Below are 23,457 nucleotides of genomic sequence, written 5' to 3' on the forward strand. Positions count from 1 at the left end.
CCGGCCCGTCGTGCGGCCGCATGCCGCGGGCGCCGCCCCACGCACCGGTGCGGGGCAGCGCCCGGAAGTCCGCCGTCAGGCGCAGCCGAGCTCGCCCAGCATCCCCTGGCGCAGACGGGTGATGATCCGCTTGATCAGGCGGGACACATGCATCTGGGAGCAGCCGAGCCGCTCACCGATCTCCGCCTGGGTGGCCTCCTCCACGAACCGCAGATGGATGATCTCGCGGTCGCGTTCGCTCAGCTCGGCCATGAGCGGGGCCAGCGACTGGAAGTCCTCGACGAGCCGCAGCCCGTCCTCCTCGACGCCGATGAAGTCCGCCAGCACCGCCTCGCCGTCCTCGGGACCGTCCCCGGTGAGCGCGGCGTCCAGCGAGGACGAGTTGTAGCCGTTGGACGCCAGCTGGCCCTCGATCACCTCGTCCTCGGAGAGGTTCATGAGCGTGGCGAGTTCGGCGACCGTCGGCTCGCGGTCGAGGCGGCTGGAGAGCTCCTCGCGCGCCTTGGCCAGTTCGACCCGCAGCTCCTGGAGCCGGCGCGGGACGTGCACCGCCCAGGTGGTGTCACGGAAGAACCGCTTGATCTCGCCCACGATGTACGGCAGCGCGAAGGAGGTGAACTCGACCTCGCGCGACAGCTCGAACCGGTCGATGGCCTTGATCAGCCCGATCATCCCGGTCTGGACGATGTCCTCCATGTCGTCGCCCCGGTTGCGGAACCGGCCGGCCGCGAACCGCACCAGCGACATGTTCATCTCGATGAGCGTGTTGCGGGCGTACTGGAACTCGGGAGTCCCCTCCTCCACCTCGGTGAGCCGCTGGAAGAACTGACGGGACAGTTCCCGGGCGTCGCGCGGGGCGACGGACTTCGGGTCCTCGATTCCCGGCAGTGCCCCGTCCGCCGTCGACGGCTCGACGAACTGGGCGGTGCTCACTGCTTCCGACCGGATCCCGGCGGTATTCATTTACCTCTCCCACGTAAGTCACGGTTCGGCGTCTGCCTGTTCGGCCTGTGTCGTTCCGGCCCTGTCCAGATGTTCGCCCTGGCCCGGGTACCCGGAATCGGACGTCCCATGCGTGCCTCGACGGTTCGGGTACCCGGGGTGACGCCCCGCATGCGCCCCGTTCACCCGGGTGGCGGAAAATCGGCGTACCGGCGCGGTCTCATCCGCCGGCGCGCACGGCCGTGATCAGCTCGTGCCAGTAGCGCTTGGTGACGACACCGCCGTACCGCGTGTCGATCAGTGCCCGGATGTCCGCCAGCAGCCCGTGCCGGGCGGGGCCCGGGAGCGCCCGGTGGTTGGAGTAGGTGAGGAGTGCGTCCAGGTAGGTCTCGGTGGAGTAGGTGATCTCCTGGGCGTGGCCGTGCAGGGTGAGGCCGGTGAAGCACGGGGAGGCGGTGAACTCGGCCGTGTCGGTGGTGACCTCGGACTCGGGGCGCTGACGCAGTCCGGGCGGAGTGGCCGGATCCCATCGCTCGTAGCACTCCTGGACCTCGGCGAAGAAGTCCTCGGTGCCGCCCGCCACATGGTGGGTGGTGACGACGGCGAGCAGCCCGCCGGGGCGCAGCGCCCGGGCCGGCTTCGCCAGCCGGACCGCCGGGTCGATCCAGTGGAAGGCGGTCGCGCAGACCGCCGCGTCGAACGGTTCCGGCGGCGGCTCCCACTCCTCGAAGTCCGCGGTCACGACGTCCACGGCGGGGAAGGCGGCCAGCAGCCGGCGGGCCACGGCGGCCATGACCGGGCCCAGTTCCACCGCCGTGACCGCGCAGCCGGACCGGGCCAGGTCCACGGTGAGCTTGCCGGTGCCCGGGGCGATCTCCAGCACCCGGACACCCGGCGCGGCGCCGGTGACGCGGACCAACTCCTCGACCAGGGACGGGGGATAGCGGGGCCGCGCCCGCTCGTACAGCTCGGCGTCCTCGTCGAAGACGCCCCGCAGCCCGGACCGGTCCCCCGTGAACTCGTACGCTTCCATGCCGGGCAGGATGCCCATCGCCGCGCGGGCGGGCCACTGCTTTTGGGCCGGGGGAGTGAGCAGCCGACCGGCGCGACCTGCTCGGCGACGGTCCCGCGCGCATGCGCTCGACCGATGAGTTTCCGGGCCGGCGGGGGTCGGTACAGATGACAGCGTCCCACGCCCAGGAGGTGCTCATGACCACCGACGGTTTCACCACGTGTCTCTGGTTCGACGGCCAGGCCGAGGAGGCCGCCCACTACTACGTGTCGATCTTCAAGAACTCCACCATCGGAAAGGTCGGCCGCTACACCGAGGCCGGACCGGGCCCCGCCGGCTCGGTGATCGCCGTCGACTTCACGGCCAACGGGCACCGGTTCGTCGCGCTCAACGGCGGCCCGCAGTTCACGTTCAACGAGGCGATCTCCTTCCAGATCCACTGCGACGGCCAGGAGGAGGTCGACCACTACTGGGCCAAGCTCACCGAGAACGGCGGCGAACCCGGCCCGTGCGGCTGGCTCAAGGACCGCTACGGCGTGTCCTGGCAGGTCATCCCCGACGGGCTGTTGGAGATGATCGGCGACGCCGACCCGGAGCGGGCCGCGCGCACCACCAGGGCGATGTACGGCATGGGCAGGCTCGACATCGCCGAACTGCGCAGGGTGCACGCCGGCGAGTGACCAGGACACGGACGGGGGCGGTGCCCGCGGACACCGCCCCCTCGCGCCCGCGGCCGGGTCAGACCCGGTCGGCCACGATCAGCAGGTACTGGAAGCTGCCGTTCTTGTACGCGGTGAGGAACGCGTCCTCGACACCCGTCACCAGGTGCTCGGCCTCCTTGCGCAGTTCCCAGTAGGGGATGGTCGCCTGGGTGAGGTCCTCCACGTGGACCGGCACCAGCCGGTTGTTCGCCATCGCCCGGAAGTACTCCGACCTCGGGTGGATGTCGCAGATGTAGTGCGCGTTGATCAGCGACACCTCGCGCGAGGCCTGCCCGTAGGTGTTGTTGTAGCAGCCGGTGATCGTGACGTACCGTCCGCCGCGGCGCAGCAGCCGGGCGTGCTCGGCGAAGAGCAGCTCCAGCTCGACGTACATCGTGGACTCGTTGTTCCAGGAGGCCGCGTACGCGCCCGTCTCGAAGCCGGTGTCCAGCATGTTCCGGTGGTGGTAGCGGACCTTGTCGCCGACGTCGCGCTTGCGGGCCATGTCGTTGGCGAAGCCGGCCTGCTTGGCGGAGATGGTGACGCCGTCGGAGGAGCAGCCGTAGCGCAGGTTCGCGACGATGCTGCCGCCGCCCCGGCCGCAGCCGGCGTCGAAGACCCGGTCGGCGGGCGTGAGCGGGCCGAGGTGGGAGGCCAGCAGTTCGGCCTGGGCGTGCTCCAGGCGGTGCAGTTCGCCGGTGATCCGCTCCTTGCGCAGACCGGGGTCGGCCTCGTCGAGCACCGACCAGTCGGCCTCACCGATGCCGTAGTGGTGGTGGTACAGGTCGTCGATCTTCCCGAGTTCGAGGTTGACCGGGTTCTCCTCGGCGTTCCAGTACTCCGCGACGCTGTTCTGGTACCTGGACTGGGTCGGCACCGGGGCTGACGTGGTGGTCTTCCGAGCGACAGGGGCGGTGGTCAACAGTTGCTCCTCGAAGTGTTTCTGACGGTGTTTCGGTGTGGCTTGGGTGGCTACCAGTAGTCGGGCAGGTGGTAGCGGCTGGAGTTGGTGGCGTGCCACTCGTGGTTGCCGGAGACCCAGGCGGCCAGGCTCTCGGCGTAGCGCGCGACGACGGGCGAGCCGGCGGCGAGCGCGGCCGACTCCTCCTCGAAGGCCTCCATGATCCGGTTGTGGATGTCGACGGACCGCAGATAGGCCGCCTTCAGCCCGCGCCGGTCGTTGGCCGCCACCACCTGGGGCAGGTTGAGGTGGTCCGGATCGCTGGCCAGCTCCTTGGTGAAGGAGTACAGGTCGTTGACGATCGTGGTGGCGTTGCAGGCGAGGGCGGTGATCCGCTGGATCTCCGGTCGGGCGTAGACCTGTTCGGGCAGTTCGTAGCCGTCCACCGCGTCGACGATCGACAGACAGGGCCGGAAGTTGTTGTACTGCCGCATCACCAGGTACTCCCAGACCCGCGGCACGTACCCGGTCTCCATCCAGGCCGCCTCGCCGAGGTAGCCGAGGTGCAGCCGGGCCATGTCGTGCACGAACCGGTCGGTCTGGCTGGGCGTGGCGACGGCCGCGAGGTCGGCGACGGCGAAGTGGTAGGAGCGCAGCGGGCCGTCCGCCCGGATGCCCTCGCGCCACTCCTCCTCCAGCTCCGGGATGCCGTGGAAGGGGTCGAGCGCGGACTGGGCGATGATCAGCGGGCCGCCGAGGCCGCGCCGCGATCCGCCCCGGCCCTCGTCCTCCTCGCAGTAGCAGGAGTCCACGATGTTCTCGGCGAGCAGCAGCTTGCCGGCGACGGTGAGCCGGTCCAGGTCGAGCCCGCCCGGATGCTGGAGTGCGACGGCCCGGCCGAACTGGAACTCCGAGAAGTCGCCCTTCCAGCTCTCGGGGAACAGGTCCAGTTCCCGGGCCCAGGCCTCCAGCCGGCGGTCGAGTTCGGCGGCCTTCTCCGGATCGGCGGGCACGGCCGGCCGGTAGCGCAGTCCGGGGACGACCCCGGTGCGCCGGGCCGGACGCAGACCGAGCGCGATGCTCGGCGGCCCGGGCAGGACGTAGGAGGTGCTGGTTGTGGTCATGTGTGCTCCGGGCCGTCAGTCGGCGGTGCGGCCGAGCTGGACGTTCTCGAGGATCCCGGCGGCGTCCGGGACCAGGATGGCCAGCGAGTAGTAGGCGGTGACCAGGTAGTTGACGACGGCCTGCTCGTTGATGCCCATGAAGCGGACGTTCAGGCCCGGCTGGAACTCCTCGGGGATGCCGGTCTGGTGGAGGCCGACGACCCCCTGGTCGGCCTCGCCGGTGCGCAGCGCGATGATGCTGGTGGTGTGGTCGTCGCTGATCGGGATCTTGCTGCACGGGTAGATCGGCACCCCGCGCCAGGCCGGGATCTCGTGCCCGTCGACGTTCGCGCTCGCGGGCACCAGACCGCGCCGGTTGCACTGGCGGAAGAAGGCCGCGATCGCCTTCGGGTGGGCCAGGATCACCTTGGTCTTGCGGCGCATGGAGATCAGCTCGTCCATGTCGTCCGGGGTCGGCGGCCCGGTGAAGGAACTGATCCGCTGCCCGTAGTCGATGTTGTGCAGGAGCCCGAACTCCCGGTTGTTGACCATCTCCCATTCCTGGCGCTCACGGACCTCCTCGACCGTGAGGCGCAGCTGCTGCTGGGTCTGGTCCATCGGGTGGCTGTAGAGGTCGGCGACCCTGGAGTGCACCCGCAGCACGGTCTGGGTGAGTGACAACTCGTACTCGCGCGGGGCGAGTTCGTAGTCGACGAAGCCGCCGCGCAGGGTCGGCTCGCCGCTGTGGCCCGCCTGCACGGGGACCTCTGCCTCGCCCTTGCGGTTCATCGGCAGCCGCTGCCGGTCCACATAGGCCCGCAGATGGGCGCCGAGCGAGGGCACCCGCTCCATGATCTCCTCGGCGACCGTCCAGGGCAGCGCCAGCACCACGCCGGCCGTCTCCGCCCGGACCGAGGTGAGCCACAGCGGGTCGGTCTGGCCGACCGCCTCGTCGCCCATCTGGTCGCCGTCGGTGACGACCCCGACGACCTCCTCGTCGCCGTACTTGCCGGCCGCGTACCGGGTGAACCGGCCGTGCACCACCAGGTAGGTCTCGGTGACCGGCTGCCCGGCCTCGAACAGCACCTGTCCGGCGCGCACTTCGCGGGGCTCGAAGCGGTCGGCGAGCTGGTTCAGCGCCTCCGGGTCGTCGTAGCCGCGCAGGATCGGCAGCTCGGTGAGGGTCCGCGGGATGACCCGGATGTCGTTCCCGCCGTTGTGCTCGAAGCTCACCCGGCCGCGTCCGGTGCGCAGTTGGAGGCGCCGGTTGACCCGGTAGGCGCCGCCCTTGACGTCCACCCACGGCAGTGTCCTCAGCAGCCACCGGGAGGTGATGGCCTGCATCTGCGGTTCGGACTTGGTGGTCGTGGCCAGCTGGCGTGCGGCCCGGGTGCTGAGACTGGTGAGCTGCCCGTCGGCGGTCGGATCGGGCTCGGGCTCGTCTACGGCGGAACCGAGGACGCTGTCCGGTGTGGACACTTTCCCTCCATCGGAGCGGTGAACTGAGGTGACCTGAAAGGCCGGTGGTGTGCGAGGTAGCGCTGCGTACCGACAAGACAACAGGCCGGGGTGATCTCGGGGTACGGCGCAAATGGGGCGGATCTTTGCCTTGGTTGCGCAAACCCGTTGCCTGGTGTGGAAAGGGGCGTGCGGGTCAATTGCGCGCCGGTGGCCCGCTCTTGTGCCCTGGCGGGCGCGGGGTTGGATTCAGGAAAGGTCGTTCACCAGCACGGCAGCCCCGTCGAAGCGCCCTTCCTTGAGGTCTCGCAGGGCTTTCGGGGCCTCGGAGAGGGGATACGCGTGGGTGGTGGCGCGGACTCCGTGGTGGTCGGCGAGGGCCAGGAACTCCCGCCCGTCGGCACGGGTGTTCGAGGTGACACTCCGCAGCTCGCGTTCGTAGAACAGTTCGCGCTCGTAATTCAAAGGGGGTACGTCGCTGAGGTGGATGCCCGCTACGGCCAGCACCCCGCCGCGGTCCAGGGCACGCAGTGCCACCGGGACGAGACCGCCGGCCGGCGCGAACAGGATCGCGGCGTCCAGCGGCTCGGGCGGCGTCTCGTAGGCGTCCCGGGCCGATGCCGCGCCCAGTTCCAGCGCCAGCCGGCGGGCCTCGGCGCCCCGGGTCAGCACATGCACGGTCGCGCCCCGGGCGAGCGCCAGCTGGGCGCAGAGATGGGCGCTGCCCCCGAAGCCGTACAGCCCGAGCCGGCCGCCCGGCGGCAGCGCGGCCCGGGACAGCGCGCGGTAGCCGATGATCCCGGCGCACAGCAGCGGAGCCAGCGCCTCGTCCGGCAGGGCGCCGGGCAGCCGGTACGCGAAGGCGGCGGGGACGGTCGTGTACTCGGCGTAGCCGCCGTCGGCGTCCCAGCCGGTGTACTCCGAGTGCGGGCACAGGTTCTCCGCGCCCCGCAGGCAGTAGGCGCAGGTTCCGTCGGTGCGCCGCAGCCAGGCCACCCCGACCCGGTCGCCCACCGCGAAGCCGGACACCGCGGCGCCCGCGCCCGCGACCTCGCCGACCACCTCGTGCCCCGGGGTCACCCCGGGCCTGCGCACCGGCAGATCGCCCTCCGTGACATGCAGGTCGGTGCGGCACACCCCGCAGGCCCGCACCCTGACCAGCAGCTCGTCGGCCCCGGGCACCGGCACCGGCCGCTCCACGAGCCGCAGCGGGTCCGTCCCGACCGGTCCGGGCCGCACCACCGACCACGCCCGCATCACGTCCGCCATGCAGAGCCCCGTCCGCCGAAGGCCGCTCTCCCGCTCCCAGTGTCCGCCGGAGTCCACGGTTCGGCGCGCGGGCCGACCGGCCGGTGGCTAGCGTGAGGAAACGGGAGAATCCGCACGATCGGAAGGGCCGCGGCCATGCCGGTACAACCTGAAGGAACCCCTTGCTGGGCCGATGCGATGTTCACCGACCTGGAGGGTGCCAAGCGATTCTACGGCGAGGTCCTCGGCTGGACCTTCGGCGACTCCTCCTCCGAGTACGGCAACTACACGCAGGCCTACGCCGACGGGAAGGCGGTCGCCGCCGTCGTGCCGCCCATGCCCGGTCAGGAGGGGCAGTCGCAGTGGTGCCTCTACTTCGCCTCGCCGGACGCGGCGGCCACCGCCGCGCGGATCAGGGAGAACGGCGGCGAGGTGCTGATGGAGCCGATGCAGGTCGGCGACTTCGGCACGATGTGCCTGGCCCGGGAGCCCAGCGGCGCGGTCTTCGGGATCTGGCAGGGCGGTGTCCACGAGGGCTTCGAGGCGACCGCCGTGCCCGGCGCCTACTGCTGGGCGGAGGTCTTCACCCGCGAGCCCGGGAAGGCGGACCCCTTCCTCACCGCCGTCTTCCCCTACACCGTGAAGCAGATCGCTGACCAGCACGTCGACTTCCGGATGTTCGACGTCGGCGGCCAGACCGTCCTCGGCCGGATGCGGATGACCGACGAGTTCCCGCCCGAGGTGCCGTCCTACGTCAACGTGTACTTCACCGTCGCCGACTGCGACCAGGCCGTCACCAGGGCCGTGGAGCTCGGCGCGATGCTCCGCTTCGGCCCGATGAGCAGCCCCTTCGGCCGGTTCGCGGCGCTCAGCGACCCGCAGGGCGCCAACTTCTCGGTGATCGACATCACCACCACCGAGGGCGAGATGCCGGCGGTCTCGGACGTCTGACCAGGCCGGACGCCGGGCAGGGCGCCCGGGGACGGTCGGCACCACGGCGGGGCGGGGCGTCCGGCCGTGGCATGATCGGGCCCATGCGTGAACGAGTGGTGGCCGCGTGCGACGGGGCTTCTAAGGGAAACCCGGGACCGGCCGGCTGGGCCTGGGTGGTGTCCGACGACGCGGAGACCCCGGCCCGCTGGGAGGCCGGGCCGCTCGGCAGGGCCACCAACAACGTGGCCGAACTGACCGCCCTGGAACAGTTGTTGACGGCGACCGACCCGGACGTGCCGCTGGAGGTGCGGATGGACTCGCAGTACGCGATGAAGGCGGTCACCACCTGGCTGCCCGGCTGGAAGCGCAACGGCTGGAAGACGTCCGGCGGCAAGCCGGTCGCCAACCAGGAGCTGGTCGTCCGCATCGACGAACTCCTCGGCGGCCGCACGGTCGACTTCCGCTACGTACCCGCCCACCAGGTCGACGGCGACCCGCTGAACGACTTCGCCGACCGCGCGGCCAGCCAGGCGGCGACGGTCCAGGAGGCCGCGGGCAGCGCCCTCGGCTCGCCGGTGCCGCCGCCGTCCCAGGCGCCCGCCGCTTCCCCCGGTGCCCCGCGCCGCAAGGCGGCGCCCCGCAAGAGTTCCGGTGGCGGCTCCGCCGCCCGGACCATCAAGGCCAAGTTCCCCGGCCGCTGCCTGTGCGGCCGCTCCTACGCCGCGGGGGAGTCCATCGCCAAGAACGGGCAGGGCTGGGGCCACCCGGAGTGCCGTACGGCCGAGGCCTGATCGGACGTCGAAGGCGCAGGACGGCCGGTGCCCCCCCGTGGCGGCCGGGCGGCCCCGTATCCGGCGACCCCGGTGGACCTCGTCGAAGGGTTCGAGGGGTCCCTCGTGCCGGTGAACGTCGGCCGGGACACCGGGCGCGACGAGGGTCTGGGCGCCGGCCGCGGCCGCCGCGGTGAGCGCGCGACGGCGGGTGGGTCCGGGAGATGACCCCGTATGCCTGTCCGCCGGTTCCGCAGCGGGCGAAATCACCCCGATCGGGTCGGCTGCGATCAGGGCAATCGACTACATGTCATACGGGATTGAGCGAAGATGATCTTTCCTCCCGCAGGGGCTCGATGAACCCGGAACGGGTCATTCCCTGCTCGGGCGAGGGGGATTCCGCCGATCCTTCGCCGCGGTGCGCCGCCCGGGTGCCATGGCTCACGGCGTCAGGCTGACGCGATTCGAGAACCCTGACGCCCGCGCCGCCGCTGCTACCCTGCGGTGCCCATTGGCCACGTTCGGTGATTCCCAGAGGTGTGTGCGTGAAGGTCGTCTGTGTCGGAGGCGGGCCCGCTGGCCTGTATCTCGCGATCCTGCTCAAGCTGCAGAACCCGTCCCACGACATCACCGTCCACGAACGCAACCCCGAGGGCTCCACCTACGGCTGGGGCGTCACCTACTGGCGCGCCCTGCTCGACCGGCTGCACGCCCACGACCCCGAGTCCGCCCGCGCCGTCGAGGCGGGCTCGGTGCGCTGGGACCGGGGCGAGGCCCACGTCCGCGACGAGGTCACCCGCCGGCCCGGCGACGAGGGCCACGGCATCGGCCGCCACCGCCTCCTGGAGATCCTCGCCGCGCGCGCCCGATCCCTCGGCGTACGGCTGGAGTTCGAGGACGAGATCACGCCCGAGCGGCTCCCCGAGGCCGACCTGGTCGTCGCCGCCGACGGCATCCACAGCGCCCTGCGCGCCCGGCACGCCGACCACTTCGGCACCGAGAGCGCCGAGGGCCGCAACCACTACGTCTGGCTCGGCACCACCCGGGTCTTCGACTCCTTCACCTTCGCCTTCACCGAGACCGAGCACGGCTGGGTGTGGTGCTACGGCTACCCCTTCGACGCCGGGCACAGCACCTGCGTCATCGAGTGCGCCCCCGAGACCCTCACCGGCCTCGGCCTCGACACGATGAGCGAGGGCGACCAACTCGCCCTGCTGGAGAAGCTGTTCGCCGGCATCCTCGACGGCCGCCCGCTGATCGGCACCTCCACGGCGGCCTGGCCCGTCTTCCGCACCCTCACCAACCGCACCTGGCACCACGGCAACCTCGTCCTGCTCGGCGACGCCGCCCACACCACCCACTACTCCATCGGCGCCGGCACCACCCTCGCCCTGGAGGACGCGATGTGCCTCGCCGCCGCCGTGCGCGAGCACGCCGACCTGCCGCAGGCCCTCACCGCCTACGAACGGCGGCGCCGGGCCGAACTGCTCTGCGCGCAGAGCGCCGCCCGGCTGAGCGCCCGGTGGTACGAGAACCTGCCCCGCTACATCGGCCTGCCCCCGCACCGCATGTTCGCCCTGCTCGGCCAACGCCACTCGCCCCTGCTGCCGTACGTCCCGCCGCAGCTCTACTACGGCATCGACAAGGCGGCCGGTCGGCTGGAGGTGCTGCGGCGGTTCAAGCGGTGGCTCGGACCGCGGGCCGCGCGCGCCCTGCACAGCCGTTCGTGACACGTGGTCGTCACACCCGGCCGTAACGGCCGGTTCCGGCGGCGGGCGGCGTTGGTGAATAAGCATTCACCCGATAGGGTGAATTGACATTCACCTTCACAGAGCGCCGCCCGCAGGAGTGCCGATGGACCAGCCCGCCCCGACTGCCAGCCAGGCGGGCCCGCCCGTCGCACCGCCGTCGCTGCGGGACCGGATGACCATCCCGGTCCTGGCCTTCGGCGGCATCCTCATGGCCGTCATGCAGACGGTCGTCGTCCCCCTGCTCCCCGACCTGCCCCGGCTCACCCACTCCTCGGCCGGCGCCGTCTCCTGGACCGTCACCGCCACCCTGCTCGCCGGAGCCGTCCTCACCCCCGTGCTGGGCCGGGCCGGGGACATGTACGGCAAGCGCCGGGTACTCACCGGCGCCCTGGTCCTGATGACCGCCGGGTCCGTGCTGTGCGCCCTCTCCTCGGACATCGCCGTGCTCATCGCGGCCCGCGCCATGCAGGGCGCCGCCGCCTCCGTCGTACCGCTGTCGATCAGCATCCTGCGCGACGAACTCCCGGCCGAGCGCCGGGGATCGGCGGTCGCGCTGATGAGCTCCACCGTCGGCATCGGCGCCGCGCTCGGCCTGCCGCTGGCCGCCCTCGTGGTGCAGTACTACGACTGGCACACCATGTTCTGGCTGACCAGCCTCCTCGGCGCGGCCGGCGTCGCGGGCGTGTGGTGGGCGGTCAAGGAGTCGCCCGTGCGCGAGTCCGGCCGCTTCGACGTCCTCGGCGCGCTCGGGCTGGCCGTCGGGCTGACCTGCCTGCTGCTCGGCGTCTCCCAGGGCGGCCAGTGGGGCTGGACCGGCCCCCGCGTGCTCGGTCTGTTCGGCGCCGCGGTCCTCGTCCTCGGCCTGTGGTGGTGGCAGCAACTGCGCACCGGGCAGCCACTGGTCGACCTGCACCTGGTGTCCCGGCCGCGCGTCGGCCTCTCCCATGTCGCCGCCCTGCTCACGGGCTTCGCCTTCTACGCCAACTCCCTGGTCACCGCCCAGCTGGTGCAGGCCCCCGAGGCCACCGGGTACGGCCTGGGCCTGTCCATCGTGGCCACCGGTCTCTGCCTGCTCCCCAGCGGTGTCGTCATGCTGCTGCTCTCCCCGGTCTCCGCCCGGATCTCGGCCGCGCGCGGCCCGCGCGTCACCCTTGCCATCGGCGCCGCCGTCATCGCCTGCGGCTATGTGGTCCGCATCGCCGACAGCCGCGACCTCTGGATGATCATCCTGGGCGCGACCGTCGTCGCCACCGGCACCACCCTCGCCTACTCCGCGCTGCCCACCCTGATCCTGCGGGCCGTCCCGGCGCGGCAGACCGCCTCCGCCAACGGCGTCAACGTCCTGATGCGCACCATCGGCCAGGCCACCTCCAGCGCCGCCGTCGCCGCCGTGCTCACCCACCACACCAGCCTCGTCGGCGGCACCCCGATCGCCACCCTGCACGGCTACCAGCTGGCGTTCGCCATGGCCTGCGTCGTCGCGCTCGCCGCCAGCGCCGCAGCCCTCTCCATACCCGGCGACAGGACCCCCGACGACGGCCCGCGCGCCCAGGGCCGTACCGAAAGTGCCAGGGACGGCGCGCTGGAGGGAGCATGAGTGCCGTGAGCACCCGGCCCGGCACCGACGCCGCCCCCGCCCGCAGGGACGCGGAGGCCACCAGGGCGGCCATCCTCAAGGCCGCCCGCCACCTCCTCGCCCGGCAGACGCACGCCGACATCACGCTCAAGGACGTCGCCGAACGCGCCGGCGTCAGCGCGCCGCTGATCCTCAAGTACTTCGGAAACAAGGAGGGCCTGTTCGCCCGCGTCATGTCCTTCGACACCGACGCGGCCGCCCTCCTCGACGCCCCCCTGGACGACCTCGGCCGGCACATGGTCCGGCACGTCCTGGAGAGCCAGCGCGACCGCGGCGCCGACCCGCTGGTGCGCATCGCCTTCGCGCCCCTGCACGGCGACCACGGGGACGTGCTGCGCGCCAACTTCCGCGCCCACGTCGTCGACGCCCTCGCCGCCCGGCTCACCGGACCCGACCCGGCCCTGCGCGCCGAACTCGCCGTCGCCCAGCTCATCGGCCTCGGCGTGATGTACGGCATCGCCCGCGGACCGAGACTGCGCGACGCGGCCGTCGACGACATCGCCGACCGCTACGGACCCGCGGTCCAGGCCCAGCTGACGCTCCGGCGGACCGCCGCCTGACCCGCCGACGCGCCCTGCGAGCCCGCGGCCGGCTGCCCGCGGCGGCTCGACCCCGCCCCAGCCCGTGACAGCGTTGTCCGTGGCAGATGACACAATGACGCCATGGACGAACGCGTAATCGGCAGGTCGGGACAGCAGGCGTCGATCGTCGGCCTCGGTACATGGCAGCTGGGCGCCGACTGGGGCGACGTGGACGAGAAGGACGCCCTGGCGGTCCTGGAGACCGCGGCCGAGTCGGGGGTGACCTTCTTCGACACCGCCGACGTGTACGGCGACGGGCGCAGCGAGCAGACGATCGCGACCTTCCTGCGCGGCCGGCCGGACCTGCACGTGCTGGTGGCCACCAAGATGGGCCGCCGGGTCGACCAGATCCCGGAGAACTACGTCCTGGACAACTTCCGTGCGTGGAACGACCGGTCGCGCCGCAACCTCGGCGTGGACCGCCTGGACCTGGTGCAGCTGCACTGCCCGCCCACCCCGGTCTACTCCTCGGACGAGGTGTACGACGCCCTCGACACGATGGTCGAGGAGGAGCGGATCGCGGCCTACGGCGTCAGCGTCGAGACCTGCGCGGAGGCCCTCACCGCGATCGCCCGCCCGGGCGTGGCCAGCGTGCAGATCATCCTCAACCCGTTCCGTGTGAAGCCGCTGCGCGAGGTCCTGCCGGCCGCCCGGGAGGCGGGCGTCGGCATCATCGCGCGCGTGCCGCTCGCCTCCGGACTGCTCTCCGGGAAGTACACCAAGGACACCGTCTTCGCGGCCGACGACCACCGGACCTACAACCGGCACGGCGAGTCCTTCGACCAGGGCGAGACCTTCTCCGGCGTCGACTACGCGACGGGCGTCGAGGCCGCCGCCGAGTTCGCCGCCCTCGCCCCCGAGGGATACACCCCGGCCCAGCTCGCCCTGCGCTGGATCATCGACCAGCCGGGTGTGACCTCGGTGATCCCGGGCGCCCGCAACCCGGAGCAGGCCCGCGCCAACTCGGCCGCCGCCGGCCTCCCCGCGCTGTCCGCGAAGACGGTCACCGCGATCGGCGAGCTCTACGACCGCCGGATCAAGGAGCAGGTCGAGAACCGCTGGTAGCCGCCGGGCGGGGGAGCGGCGAGGAGCGGGGGAGCGGTACCGCCCGTGCGCAGCTCCCCGCCGTTTGAACGATCTTCCGCGCGGTTACCCGCACCGTATGAGCGAGTCAGCGCGGCGGTCGGGACGCGACGAGTCCGCGGAGGAACGCGCGGACCGGATGTGGTCCGAGCTCGTCCAGGAGGTGCGGGTCGCCCAGACCGGCGTGCAGATCCTCTTCGGTTTCCTGCTCACCGTGGTCTTCCAGCCGAGGTACGGCGAGCTGTCCCAGGTGGATCGGACGATCTACATCGTCACCGTCGTCCTGGGCGCCTCGGCCACCGGCGCCCTCATCGGACCGGTCTCCCTGCACCGGCTGGTCGCCGGCCGGAAGGTGAAGCCGGAGGCGGTCCGGCTGGCCTCGCTGATGACCTCGGTCGGCCTGTTCCTGCTGCTGGCCACCATGACCGCCTCACTGGTGCTGATCCTCCGGGTGGCCACCGGCGGCGGCCAGGTCACCTGGGTGGTCGCCGCCGTGGTCGTCTGGTACCTGCTGTGCTGGTACGCCCTGCCGCTGTGGGCCCGGCGCCGTCACACCGTCCGCTGAGCCGTCTCCAGCGCGCGTAGCTGCCGGTCGTGCACCCGGCTGAGCAGCAGCACCGAGACCGTCGCGCCGATCAGCGCGCAGAACATGTCCCACTGGGTGTCCCACACATCGCCCTGGGTGGCCAGGAAGGCGTCCGCGCCGTGCCCGGCGATCTCGGCGGCCAGCCACTCCAGCAGCTCGAAGCAGGCGCTGAAGGCTAGGCAGGCGCACACGGTGAGCGGGGCCAGCCAGCGGCTGCCGCGCAGCGGCGAGGTACGGCTGAGCAGCTCCCGGACCAGGACCGCCGGCACGAACCCCTGCATGAGGTGGCCGAGACGGTCGTACGGATTGCGCTCCAGACCGAAGGTGTCGCGCACCCAGTCGCCCGCCGGGACCTCGGCGTACGTGTAGTGGCCGCCGACGGCCAGCACCAGCGAGTGCACGGCCAGCAGGCCGGCGAGCAGCCCGGTGAGCGGGAAGCGCCGCCAGGTCAGCACCACCAGCGGGAGCCCGACCAGCACCCACACCGTCTCCAGGAACCAGGTCGTGCGGTCCTTCGCGCCCCAGGCCGAGAGGGCGGTGCCGGCCACCACCACCCCGGCGAACAGGGCGGGCGGAACACGGCGTCCCGCAGGGTGCGGAACGGGGCGCGGGGCGGGGTGCACTGCGGTCATCGCGGACTCCTTGTCGTGGGAGCCCCATCCTGGCCGCGCCGCCCGGGCCCGGACATGAGTACGACTACTCAGCCGGTGGCGAGGATCTCCGCGAGTACGTCGTCGACATGGACCTCCTCGCGGCCGGGCGCCACCGCCATGTAGGTGTCGCTGAGGAAGGCGGCCAGCGCGGGCGCCCACACGAACACCACCGCGTGGTGCCGCTCGCCGCCGGGCAGGGGATCGCCGAGGAAATCCATCCGCACTTCCCTCCAGCGCCCCTGCCGCACCGGCCGCAGCCGGATGTCCCCGGCCCCGACCGGTTCTCTGAGCCCGTCGTTCAGCATCTCGCGGTCCAGCCGCCACCGGGCGAGCACCCGGCCGTCCAGGGTGAACACCGCGGTGACGGCGAACGGGTCACCCGCGTCGTACGACAGATGGGCGAGGACGGGACAGCGGCCCGTCCCGTCCGCGCGGAGCTGTACCACCAGGGTCCTGTGCACGATGGGGTTCACGCGAGAGGCCTCCGAGAACGATCGGCTTGGTGCCCTCTAGTACCCCTCTCGCGTGGAAAACGCTCAATCGAGAGCGGAATTTCCCGTCCCCCGTGCGCCGCGCAGTGCGCTCAGGCAGGAACCGATGGCCTGCTGGAGGTCCTCCAGACGCTGGACCATGTCGTCCTCGTAGAAGTCCTGGGCGTCGTCGAAGGTCAGCTCCTCGAACGCCCTGGTCGCCTTCTGCAGGCTGCTGTAGAACTTCGTGCGCCGTTCCTGCACCCGGAGCTCGGGGTCGGCCTCGACCGCCTCCACGACCAGGTTCTTCATGGTGTCGTAGGCCTCGGTCGCCCACTCGCCGGTGTTCTCGTCCTCGTCCAGCTCGTCGAGGAGCGAGAGGTGGCGCTCGGCCTCCTGGCGCAGGTCGGCCGGCGCGTCCACGGTCTGGCCGGCCGGGGTCTTGATCTGGCCGGACTCGGCGATCTGCCGGACGTAGCCGATGCGGTCGGCCGAGCGGCTCTCGGTGGCGACGGCCTTCTTCAGGTCGGCGGTGCGGACCACGTCCCGGGCCAGCACGGTCTGCAGGTCCGGGTCCTCCCTGACGCGGTCGAGGAGGGCGGCGCGGGCCGCGCGGGCGGTGGACGGGTCGGCGAGGATCGCGGCGCGCAGCGCGGTGGGGTTCTCCGCCACCTCCAGCGCCTTGGTGGGCCGGATGCCCTCGGCCTCGGCGGCCTCCGCGATGGCGGTGCCACGCTCGGAGGTCGCGCTGTTGCGGGAGACGTAGTAGCTCAACCAGACCTCGGAGTCCGGGAGTTCGACGTCCTGGCCCGGGGCGAGCGCCTCGAAGTGCGGGACGAGGCCGTCGTCGGCGGCCCGGTCCCAGGCCTTGTAGTAGCGCATGACCCGCTCCGGGGAGCAGTCGGCCAGCTCGGCGAACTCCTTCGCCGACACCTTCGGCGTCTCCTCGGCGCCCTGACCGCCCGGCCGCACGCTGCGGGCCACCATCAGTCCGAACGTCCAGCCCCCGGTGCGCACATAGGCGCCGAACTCCCGTGCGTCCCGTGCCACGAGGTCGGAGAGGGGGGCCGGGGACGCGCCGGACGTCTCGGACGGGTCGATCGCTAGGGTCACGGAGGACACTCCTGAAGGCCGTCGAACTGCATACGTACAGACCGGCAGCCTATATCGGCCCATTGGCGCTGGTTTGCCATCCGGCCGACGGTGTCGCCGATCCGGCGAGGAGTTCGCTACGCCACCCGGAACGACTGAAGGAACGTCTTCGTCGCGAGCTTGTCCGCCGCGTCGTCCCAGGTGCCGGCCGGGGTCGTGATGCGCAGCGAGAAGCTGCGGCCGCCGCCGAGCAGGAAGCCGCGGCCGAAGGTGTGCACCCGGTCCGCGCCGGTGCCGGAGAGCCACTCCATGTCGGCCGCCCGGTACCCCTGGTAGGTGGTCGCCTCGATCCGGCCGACCTCCTGGTAGCCGTCCAGCCGCTCCAGCTGCGGTGCCACGTCGTCCCGCCAGACGGCGACCGGGTCGGGACCCGCCTCGGTGCTGTAGGTCACGGCGAGGGTCCGCAGGTCGTCGCCGCCCGGGCCGAAGGTGACCCGGTAGGCGCGGTCGTCCGCCCGGGAGGTCTGCAGCCGCTTCCAGCCCGTGGGGAGCGCCACCGAGAAGCCCTCCGGGGCGGTGTAGCGGTGGAAGCCGGCCGGCAGGGCACCGGCCGTGGCGTCCGCGGAGGCCGAGGCCGACGCGCCCGCGCCGGGTGCGGCCGAGGTCCGCGAGGGGGAGGGTGCGGAGGGGGAGGTGCTCGGGGTGTTGCCGTCCGTGCGGTCGCCCGGGTCCGCGGCCGTCGCGGACGTGCTCGCCGACACGCCCGCCGAGTCGGATCCCGGCAGCCCCTGGGTCGCGGCCAGCACCGCCACCGACACCGTCAGCACGGCCAGCGCGGTGCCGCCGATCATGGTCGTCCGGCTCCATCCCGAGGCCCTGGCGGCCACATAGGCACCGCGCAGCCTGGGCACCGGAGCGGGCTCCCCGACGGCGTCCGGGTCCTCGTCGAGAACGCGGGTCAGCGCCTCGCGGGTCACCTGGCGGTTCAGCCGTTCCCGGGAGTTCTTGCGCAGCAGCCCCTGCACGACCTGGGTCAGCGGCCCGGCCCGCAGCGGGGTGCGCAGCGGCAGCCGGTCCACGCCCTTCAGGGTGGCGTCCGGACGGCCGCGGTCCCGGAACGGCGCGCGCCCCTCGACCATCGTGTAGAGGACCGCGCCGAGTGCCCACAGGTCGGCGGCCGGCCCGATGCGCTCGTCGCGGGCCTGCTCCGGCGAGGCGTACGAGGGTGCGGTGACCCGGGGCGCCAGCGTCGCGCCCGCCAGGCCGAACCCGGTGATCACGACCGGTCCCCGGTCCCGGACGATGATCTGGCCGGGGGACAGCTCGCCGTGGGTGTAGCCCTCGGCGTGCGCGGCGTCCAGCACGTCGAGCACCTCCAGGGCGATCCGGGCGGCCCGCACGTAGTTGAACGAGGGCTGACCGCGCAGGAGTTCGCTGAGCGGGGTGCCGTCGACCAGCTCCGTGACCGTCCACAGCGCGCCCGCCTCCTCGAAGGCGTCGATCACCATGGCGACCCGGCCGGGCCGCAGCGCGCCCATCACCTCGGAGGTGCGCATGACGCGGGCGGTGGCCCGGCGCACGGTGTCCTCCGTGAGGTCGCCGGGCAGCGCGATCCGGGTCACCAGGCGCGACCGCTCCGCCCGCACGTCCTCCGCGTACCAGCCGACGCGGTTCGGCTCGCGGTCGGCGACCTCGAGGAGCCGGTACCGTCCGGCGATCAACTCGTGTGCGGAGACATGCGCCTCGACCATCGTCATCCCTCGCTGGTACCCCTGCCTCGTCTTGACCAGAGGTACGGGGAACGCGCCCGGGTTTGTTCAAAGAATCTGCAACTCCGGCCCCATTCTTGCCTTTTATTCAACCACCGGCAGCTGCTGGAAACTTCAGGAAAACAGTGAATGGCCGGGCCTCGACCTGCGGGTAACCGACGGTAAAGGCCCGGCTGCGATCCGCTCCCTCAGCCGAGCCCGAAACGCTCGGTCCACTCCGCGATCTCCCGGTGGGTCACATTGCCCCCGCACACCACGAGCCCGATCCGGGCCCCGTCGCCGACCCGCTCCACCACCTGCCGGGCGGCCGGCAGCAGACAGCCGGCGGCCGGCTCGGTCCACAGCTTGGCGTGCTCGGCGAACTCCAGGCTGCCCCGCACGGCCTCCCGGTCCGGGACCACCAGGACCTCCTCCACCAGCGCCGAGACGAGGTCGTACGTCAGCCGGGACGCGGTCGGCGCGCTCAGCGTGGTCACGATCGACGACACCGGCACCGAGAGCGGGCCGCCCGAGGCGAGCGCCTCCGACATGGCCTGCGCCCCCTCCGTCTCCACGCCCCACACCCGCACACCGGGCCGCAGGGCGTGCAGGGCCGCCGCGACGCCCGCGATCAGGCCCCCGCCGCCGATGCTCACGAGGACGTCGGTGAGGTCGTCCGCGTCCTCGGCGAACTCCAGGCCCACCGTGCCCTGCCCGGCGATCACGACCGGGTCGTCGAACGGGTGGACCAGGGTGAGGCCCTCGTCCCGCAACACGGTCACCAGCTCGAACGCCGAGCCCATGCCGTCGGTCAGCCGCACCGCCGCCCCCGCCGCCTCGACCAGCTCGATCGAGCGGGCGGGCGCGGTCCGGGGCATGACCACGGTCGCCTTCACGTTCAGGGCCTCGGCCATCACCGCGAGGGCGATGCCGTGGTTGCCGCCGCTGACGGCCACCACCCCGGCCGCCCGCTCGGCCTCGGTCAGCGACAGCAGCTTCGCCGTGGCGCCGCGCGCCTTGAACGAGCCGGTGCGCTGAAGGAGCTCCAGCTTGGCGGTGACCGGGGCACCGAGGAGTTCCGACAGGCCAGGACTGGACACGGTGGGCGTGCGCACCACGTGCCCGGCGATCCGCTGTGCGGCGGCTTCGATGTCCGAGATGCCGATCAAGGCCGTTCACCCTTCCGGCGCGGGGGTGAGAGACCGCGCCCCTCGCACCCTCACCCGGGCGGACGCCCCAGGTCAAACCGGATCGGCGGTCCCGGCCGGGCGGGGTGTCAGTGCTGCTGCGCCTTCAGCGGGGTCTGCTCGCTCGGCCGCACCACGACGTACCCCTCGCCCTGGAGCATCAGCTGGAGGGCCTCGCCCGAACCGCCGCGCAGCATCGAGCCGATGGACTGCGAGCGGTGCAGCGAGGTCTGGAGCTGCGCGGTCCACCCCACCACCGCGTCCGTGTCCACGTACACCGGGGCCTGCGGCGTGACCGGTATCACCAGCGGATTGCCGTCGCAGATCAGCCCGAGCTTGCCGTATCCGGAGAACACGCTGTTGAACAGCCCGCCGCCGGCGATGCCCGACCCCTTCACCGTCTTGATCTCGTAGGACAGGGAGGCGTCGAAGCAGAGCACGTTGCGGCCGTTGACCGTGAACCGGTCGCCCGGCTCGATCTCGACGATGAAGCAGTTCTGCGCCTCGTGCGCGAACCAGGCCTCGCCCTGGCCCTGGACGGCCATCAGCGGCAGCCCCTCGCCGGTGACCGCGCGCTTGAGCATGCCGCCCACGCCCTGGCCCTTGCGCTCGAACCGCAGGCTGCCGCGGTGCGCGATCATCGCGCCCTGGCGGGCGAACATCTCGCCGTTCACCGTGTACTTGATGCACTTCGCGTTCTCGACCGTCATGCCCGGCTCGACGGCCGGCCCCACCAGGTGCCGACTGGAAAAGAGATCACCCTTCATGCCGGGCATGGTGTCCCGGACGGAGTCGTTCCGCCAAGATCGCGGAACGTATCGGTTCAGGCACCGAACAGCTGTGTCCAGTACGTCCCCGCCCGGCCGCCGCCCGCGAAGCCGATGCCGATGTGGGTGAAGTCCGGTTTGAGGATGTTGGCCCGGTGCCCGGGGCTGTTCATCCAGCCCTCCACCACCTCGGCTGCCGAGCGCTGGCCGCAGGCGATGTTCTCGCCGATGGTGCGCCGCCGGGAGCCCGCCGCGGCGGCCCGGTCCCAGGGCTGGGTGCCCTCGGGGGAGGTGTGGGAGTAGAAGTCGCGGGTCGCCATGTCCGTGCTGTACGCCTGGGCGGCCGCCGCCAGCGGCGGATCCACCGCGAGCGGTGGCAGTCCGGCCCGGCCGCGCTCCCGGTTGGTGAGGTCGGTGACCTCGGCGTGGGTGCGGGCCAGTTCGGTCTCGGTGAGGGGTCTGGCCCACAGAGCGGTCCAGTAGGTGTCCCCGTCCCCGGGGGCGCGGACATGGGCCAGACCGGCGTGGGTGAACGCCGCGCCGAGGAGTGTGCTCCGGGCCTGTTCGGTGCGCAGGCAGTAGTCGACGAACTCGGCCGGGGTGCGGGGGCCGGAGACGAGGTGCTCGCCGACCGTGACGTACGCGAACCCGGCCCTGCCGATCCGCTGGTGGACGGAGACGCCGTCGCGGCTCTCGGTGGCGAGGGCCCCGGCGTCGGCCATCGCGGCGGCGTGGGCCCGGGCGGCGGCGGTGAGCCGGGCGTCATGGGACACCGGCGGCCGGCCGGCCCGGGCGCGGGCGGAGTTGACCAGGTCCAGCAGCGGGTCCGGACCGGGAGCCGAGGCCACCGAGGGGCGCGGCGGCGAGGCCGCGGTGCGCTGGGGCGGGATCGTGGCGCGGAAACCGGCGGCGGGGCGGTCGTCGTCGGCCACGTCGACCCCGAAGTCCCGGGCCAGTCCCGCCAGCCCGTCCGCGTACCCCTGGCCGATCGCGCGCAGCTTCCAGCCGGTGCCCCGGCGGTAGATCTCGGCGAGCAGCAGCAGGGTCTCCGACCGCGGGCGCGGCGGGGCGAAGCGGGCCAGGGTGCGGCCCAGACGGTCGGTGACGTGCAGGGCGGCCGCGGGCAGCCCGCCGAGCGGGGTGCCGGGCTCGGCGGCGGTGACCGCGAGGGTGACGCGCTCGGCGCCGGCCCGCAGCAGCGCCGGCTCGACGGTCAGGGTGTCGCCGCGCAGCCGGACCCCGGGCGCGTCCGGCTGGTTGTAGAACACGAAGTCGGGGTCGCCGCCGACCTTGCCGCTGTCGTCGGTGATGAGCGCGGACACGTCGAACGGACCGGGTACCCGCAGCGTCAGCGCGCCGCCCGGAAGGGGCAGGTTGCCCCCGGGGACCAGCTCGCTCATCGCGCCGCCTCGGGGAGGTCAGGGGCCGGACGTCGCGCCCGGTGGGGGAGTCGCCGGTAGAACGACCGGCCCGCGCGCGAGGTTCCCCGGGATGACCGGGGCGGGAGCGGCAGCCGGCGCGGCCCCGCTCCCGCCCTCGACCGCGCTACTGCTCCCGTGGCGCGGCCGGGGCCACGTCCTCCCGCTCGACCGGTGCCGCCGCGGCCCGGGCCGGCTTCCGCTTGCCGCAGAACGCCGGCTCCAGGGTCTCCGCCAGCTTGTTGAGCACGGCCGAGCTGTTGGAGGCGTTGGCGAGCGCGGTGAGGCTGCGCTTGCCGTCCTTGGTGGTGAAGGCGTACGTGTAGTAGCCCTGGACGGCGCCGGTGTGGCCGTACACCGAGATCCCGCAGGACAGGTCGCGGCGGCGCAGGCCCAGGCCGTAGGAGGTGGTGGCGTTGACGCGGCTGAAGCTCTCCATCTCCCTCAGGCCGGCGGAGGAGGTCAGCCTGCCCCGGACCAGCGCCGAGTAGAAGGTGTCGAGGTCGTGGGCGGAGGAGATGATCGCGCCCGCGCTCTGCGCCCAGGACACCGTCTGGTTCGTCGCGTCGACCGGCTGGGCGCCTGCCGTGTCCGAGGTGAGGTAGCCGTCCGCGTGCTGCCCGGGGATCTTCGTGTCGGGGTGGACGTAGAACGTGTCGGTCAGCTTCAGCGGCGTGAAGATGCGGTTCTGGTACTCCGTCCTGACGCTGTGTCCGGTGAGCTTCTCGATCAGCAGGCCGGCGACCACGAAGTTGGTGTTCGAGTACGAGTACGCGGCTCCCGGCGCGTTGGTGCGCGGCTTCCTCAGCGAGAGGTCCACCAGCTGGCGGTAGGTGAAGACCTTGTCGCGGACCGCCTCGAAGCCGGACACGCTGCTGGCGAACAGGTCGTTGGTGTAGTCGTACAGACCGCTGCGGTGGCTCAGCAGGTGCCGCACGGTGATGCGGTCGTCCGGGAGCAGGCCCGGCAGGTAGCGGTTGACGGGCGCGTCCAGGGCGAGCCTGTGCTCGTCCACCAGTTGCAGCAGGACGACCGCCGAGAACGTCTTGGTGACGCTGCCGACCCGGAAGCGGTCGGTGGTCGTGATGGCCCGCCGGGTGCTCCGGTCGGCCACGCCCGACGTGGACCTGTACACCTTCGTGCCGTCGTCGATCCGGGCCAGCGCGCCGGGCGCCCCCGTCGCCACGACCGACCGCAACACCGCGGCCAGGCCAGCGGTGTCCGGCGCCGGCAGGGCGGCGGCCGCCCTCGGCTCCGCTCCCGCCATGGGCACGGCCTGCGCCGGGACCGCGAGCAGCGACAGCGCCACCGCCCCGAGGACCGCGCTTCTGCTCACCATTGCCGAGACCATCCGGACTCTGCTCCTCTCCGTGCTGTTTCCGAGCTGCTTCCGGTGCGAGATGGGTCACATCCGGTC

The 23,457-nt window shown here is 72.3% G+C and carries 22 protein-coding genes and 1 pseudogene; 8 read left to right on the top strand and 15 right to left on the bottom strand.

The annotated features are described in order from the left end of the window. Positions 1 to 75: 75 nt before the first annotated feature. Positions 76 to 963 (bottom strand): RNA polymerase sigma factor SigF, encoded by an 888-nt coding sequence (locus tag ACZ619_RS23545; RefSeq protein WP_469602138.1) that lies wholly within the window; start codon positions 961 to 963, stop codon positions 76 to 78. Between the two features lie 199 nt (positions 964 to 1,162). After that, a complete protein-coding gene (locus ACZ619_RS23550; protein ID WP_469602141.1) occupies positions 1,163 to 1,975 on the bottom strand; it encodes a class I SAM-dependent methyltransferase in 813 nt (270 codons plus the stop codon). A 176-nt stretch (positions 1,976 to 2,151) separates the two neighbouring features. On the opposite strand from ACZ619_RS23550, the gene ACZ619_RS23555 reads away from it, so the two are divergent. Beyond that, positions 2,152 to 2,634: a VOC family protein gene (locus ACZ619_RS23555; RefSeq protein WP_469602143.1), complete on the top strand. Its 483-nt coding sequence runs from the start codon at positions 2,152 to 2,154 to the stop codon at positions 2,632 to 2,634. Positions 2,635 to 2,692: 58 nt separating this feature from the next. Here the strand turns inward: ACZ619_RS23555 and ACZ619_RS23560 are convergent, their stop codons facing one another. The 4 genes from ACZ619_RS23560 to ACZ619_RS23575 form a co-directional block, all read right to left on the bottom strand. Then, positions 2,693 to 3,577 carry a geranyl diphosphate 2-C-methyltransferase gene (locus ACZ619_RS23560; protein WP_469602146.1) on the bottom strand — a complete coding sequence of 295 codons (885 nt, stop codon included), beginning with the start codon at positions 3,575 to 3,577 and terminating at the stop codon, positions 2,693 to 2,695. A 50-nt stretch (positions 3,578 to 3,627) separates the two neighbouring features. Continuing rightward, a complete protein-coding gene (locus tag ACZ619_RS23565; RefSeq protein WP_469602149.1) occupies positions 3,628 to 4,680 on the bottom strand; it encodes a family 2 encapsulin nanocompartment cargo protein terpene cyclase in 1,053 nt (350 codons plus the stop codon). Between the two features lie 15 nt (positions 4,681 to 4,695). Beyond that, positions 4,696 to 6,138 (bottom strand): family 2B encapsulin nanocompartment shell protein, encoded by a 1,443-nt coding sequence (locus ACZ619_RS23570; protein ID WP_469602152.1) that lies wholly within the window; start codon positions 6,136 to 6,138, stop codon positions 4,696 to 4,698. A gap of 228 nt (positions 6,139 to 6,366) precedes the next feature. Then, positions 6,367 to 7,374: a zinc-binding alcohol dehydrogenase family protein gene (locus tag ACZ619_RS23575; protein ID WP_469602287.1), complete on the bottom strand. Its 1,008-nt coding sequence runs from the start codon at positions 7,372 to 7,374 to the stop codon at positions 6,367 to 6,369. A gap of 147 nt (positions 7,375 to 7,521) precedes the next feature. Between ACZ619_RS23575 and ACZ619_RS23580 the strand changes: the two genes are divergently transcribed. Together ACZ619_RS23580 and ACZ619_RS23585 are read left to right on the top strand one after the other, a co-directional pair. Next, positions 7,522 to 8,316 carry a VOC family protein gene (locus ACZ619_RS23580; protein WP_469602155.1) on the top strand — a complete coding sequence of 265 codons (795 nt, stop codon included), beginning with the start codon at positions 7,522 to 7,524 and terminating at the stop codon, positions 8,314 to 8,316. A gap of 71 nt (positions 8,317 to 8,387) precedes the next feature. Then, entirely contained in the window at positions 8,388 to 9,089 is a 702-nt protein-coding gene (locus tag ACZ619_RS23585) for a ribonuclease H family protein (RefSeq protein ID WP_469602158.1), read from the top strand. A 30-nt stretch (positions 9,090 to 9,119) separates the two neighbouring features. On the opposite strand, the pseudogene ACZ619_RS23590 reads toward ACZ619_RS23585, so the two are convergent. Next, positions 9,120 to 9,338 (bottom strand): annotated as a pseudogene (locus tag ACZ619_RS23590) (tyrosinase family oxidase copper chaperone); the annotation flags it as partial. A gap of 269 nt (positions 9,339 to 9,607) precedes the next feature. Here ACZ619_RS23590 and ACZ619_RS23595 point away from each other — a divergent pair. From ACZ619_RS23595 to ACZ619_RS23615, 5 genes are all read left to right on the top strand, one after another. Then, a complete protein-coding gene (locus ACZ619_RS23595; RefSeq protein ID WP_469602161.1) occupies positions 9,608 to 10,798 on the top strand; it encodes an FAD-dependent monooxygenase in 1,191 nt (396 codons plus the stop codon). Positions 10,799 to 10,922: 124 nt separating this feature from the next. Further along, a complete protein-coding gene (locus ACZ619_RS23600) occupies positions 10,923 to 12,416 on the top strand; it encodes an MFS transporter (RefSeq protein ID WP_469602164.1) in 1,494 nt (497 codons plus the stop codon). Beyond that, entirely contained in the window at positions 12,413 to 13,015 is a 603-nt protein-coding gene (locus tag ACZ619_RS23605; protein WP_469602167.1) for a TetR/AcrR family transcriptional regulator, read from the top strand. Before ACZ619_RS23600 ends, ACZ619_RS23605 begins: the two co-directional genes overlap by 4 nt. Before the next feature lie 102 nt (positions 13,016 to 13,117). Continuing rightward, positions 13,118 to 14,101, top strand: coding sequence for an aldo/keto reductase (locus ACZ619_RS23610; protein ID WP_469602170.1), 984 nt, complete (start codon positions 13,118 to 13,120; stop codon positions 14,099 to 14,101). A 97-nt stretch (positions 14,102 to 14,198) separates the two neighbouring features. Further along, positions 14,199 to 14,684, top strand: coding sequence for a DUF6328 family protein (locus ACZ619_RS23615; protein WP_469602173.1), 486 nt, complete (start codon positions 14,199 to 14,201; stop codon positions 14,682 to 14,684). On the opposite strand, the gene ACZ619_RS23620 is transcribed toward ACZ619_RS23615, so the two are convergent. The 8 genes from ACZ619_RS23620 to ACZ619_RS23655 form a co-directional block, all read right to left on the bottom strand. Continuing rightward, positions 14,669 to 15,337, bottom strand: a complete 669-nt coding sequence (locus ACZ619_RS23620) for a DUF2238 domain-containing protein (protein ID WP_469602175.1) — start codon at positions 15,335 to 15,337, stop codon at positions 14,669 to 14,671. The genes ACZ619_RS23615 and ACZ619_RS23620 overlap by 16 nt on opposite strands. Before the next feature lie 68 nt (positions 15,338 to 15,405). Next, positions 15,406 to 15,831: an SsgA family sporulation/cell division regulator gene (locus ACZ619_RS23625; RefSeq protein WP_469602178.1), complete on the bottom strand. Its 426-nt coding sequence runs from the start codon at positions 15,829 to 15,831 to the stop codon at positions 15,406 to 15,408. Between the two features lie 63 nt (positions 15,832 to 15,894). After that, complete coding sequence (locus tag ACZ619_RS23630) at positions 15,895 to 16,941, bottom strand: hypothetical protein (RefSeq protein WP_469602181.1); 1,047 nt, start codon at positions 16,939 to 16,941, stop codon at positions 15,895 to 15,897. Positions 16,942 to 17,057: 116 nt separating this feature from the next. Next, positions 17,058 to 18,677, bottom strand: a complete 1,620-nt coding sequence (locus tag ACZ619_RS23635; protein ID WP_469602184.1) for a serine/threonine protein kinase — start codon at positions 18,675 to 18,677, stop codon at positions 17,058 to 17,060. A 200-nt stretch (positions 18,678 to 18,877) separates the two neighbouring features. Continuing rightward, positions 18,878 to 19,837 (bottom strand): threonine/serine dehydratase, encoded by a 960-nt coding sequence (locus tag ACZ619_RS23640; protein WP_469602187.1) that lies wholly within the window; start codon positions 19,835 to 19,837, stop codon positions 18,878 to 18,880. 107 nt (positions 19,838 to 19,944) lie between these two features. Next, positions 19,945 to 20,622, bottom strand: coding sequence for an AIM24 family protein (locus ACZ619_RS23645; protein WP_469602189.1), 678 nt, complete (start codon positions 20,620 to 20,622; stop codon positions 19,945 to 19,947). A 56-nt stretch (positions 20,623 to 20,678) separates the two neighbouring features. Beyond that, a complete protein-coding gene (locus ACZ619_RS23650; RefSeq protein ID WP_469602192.1) occupies positions 20,679 to 22,022 on the bottom strand; it encodes a CAP domain-containing protein in 1,344 nt (447 codons plus the stop codon). Positions 22,023 to 22,167: 145 nt separating this feature from the next. Then, a complete protein-coding gene (locus ACZ619_RS23655; RefSeq protein WP_469602195.1) occupies positions 22,168 to 23,391 on the bottom strand; it encodes a serine hydrolase domain-containing protein in 1,224 nt (407 codons plus the stop codon). Between the last annotated feature and the right edge of the window lie 66 nt (positions 23,392 to 23,457).

The organism is Streptomyces sp. NPDC104367 (assembly GCF_055583825.1).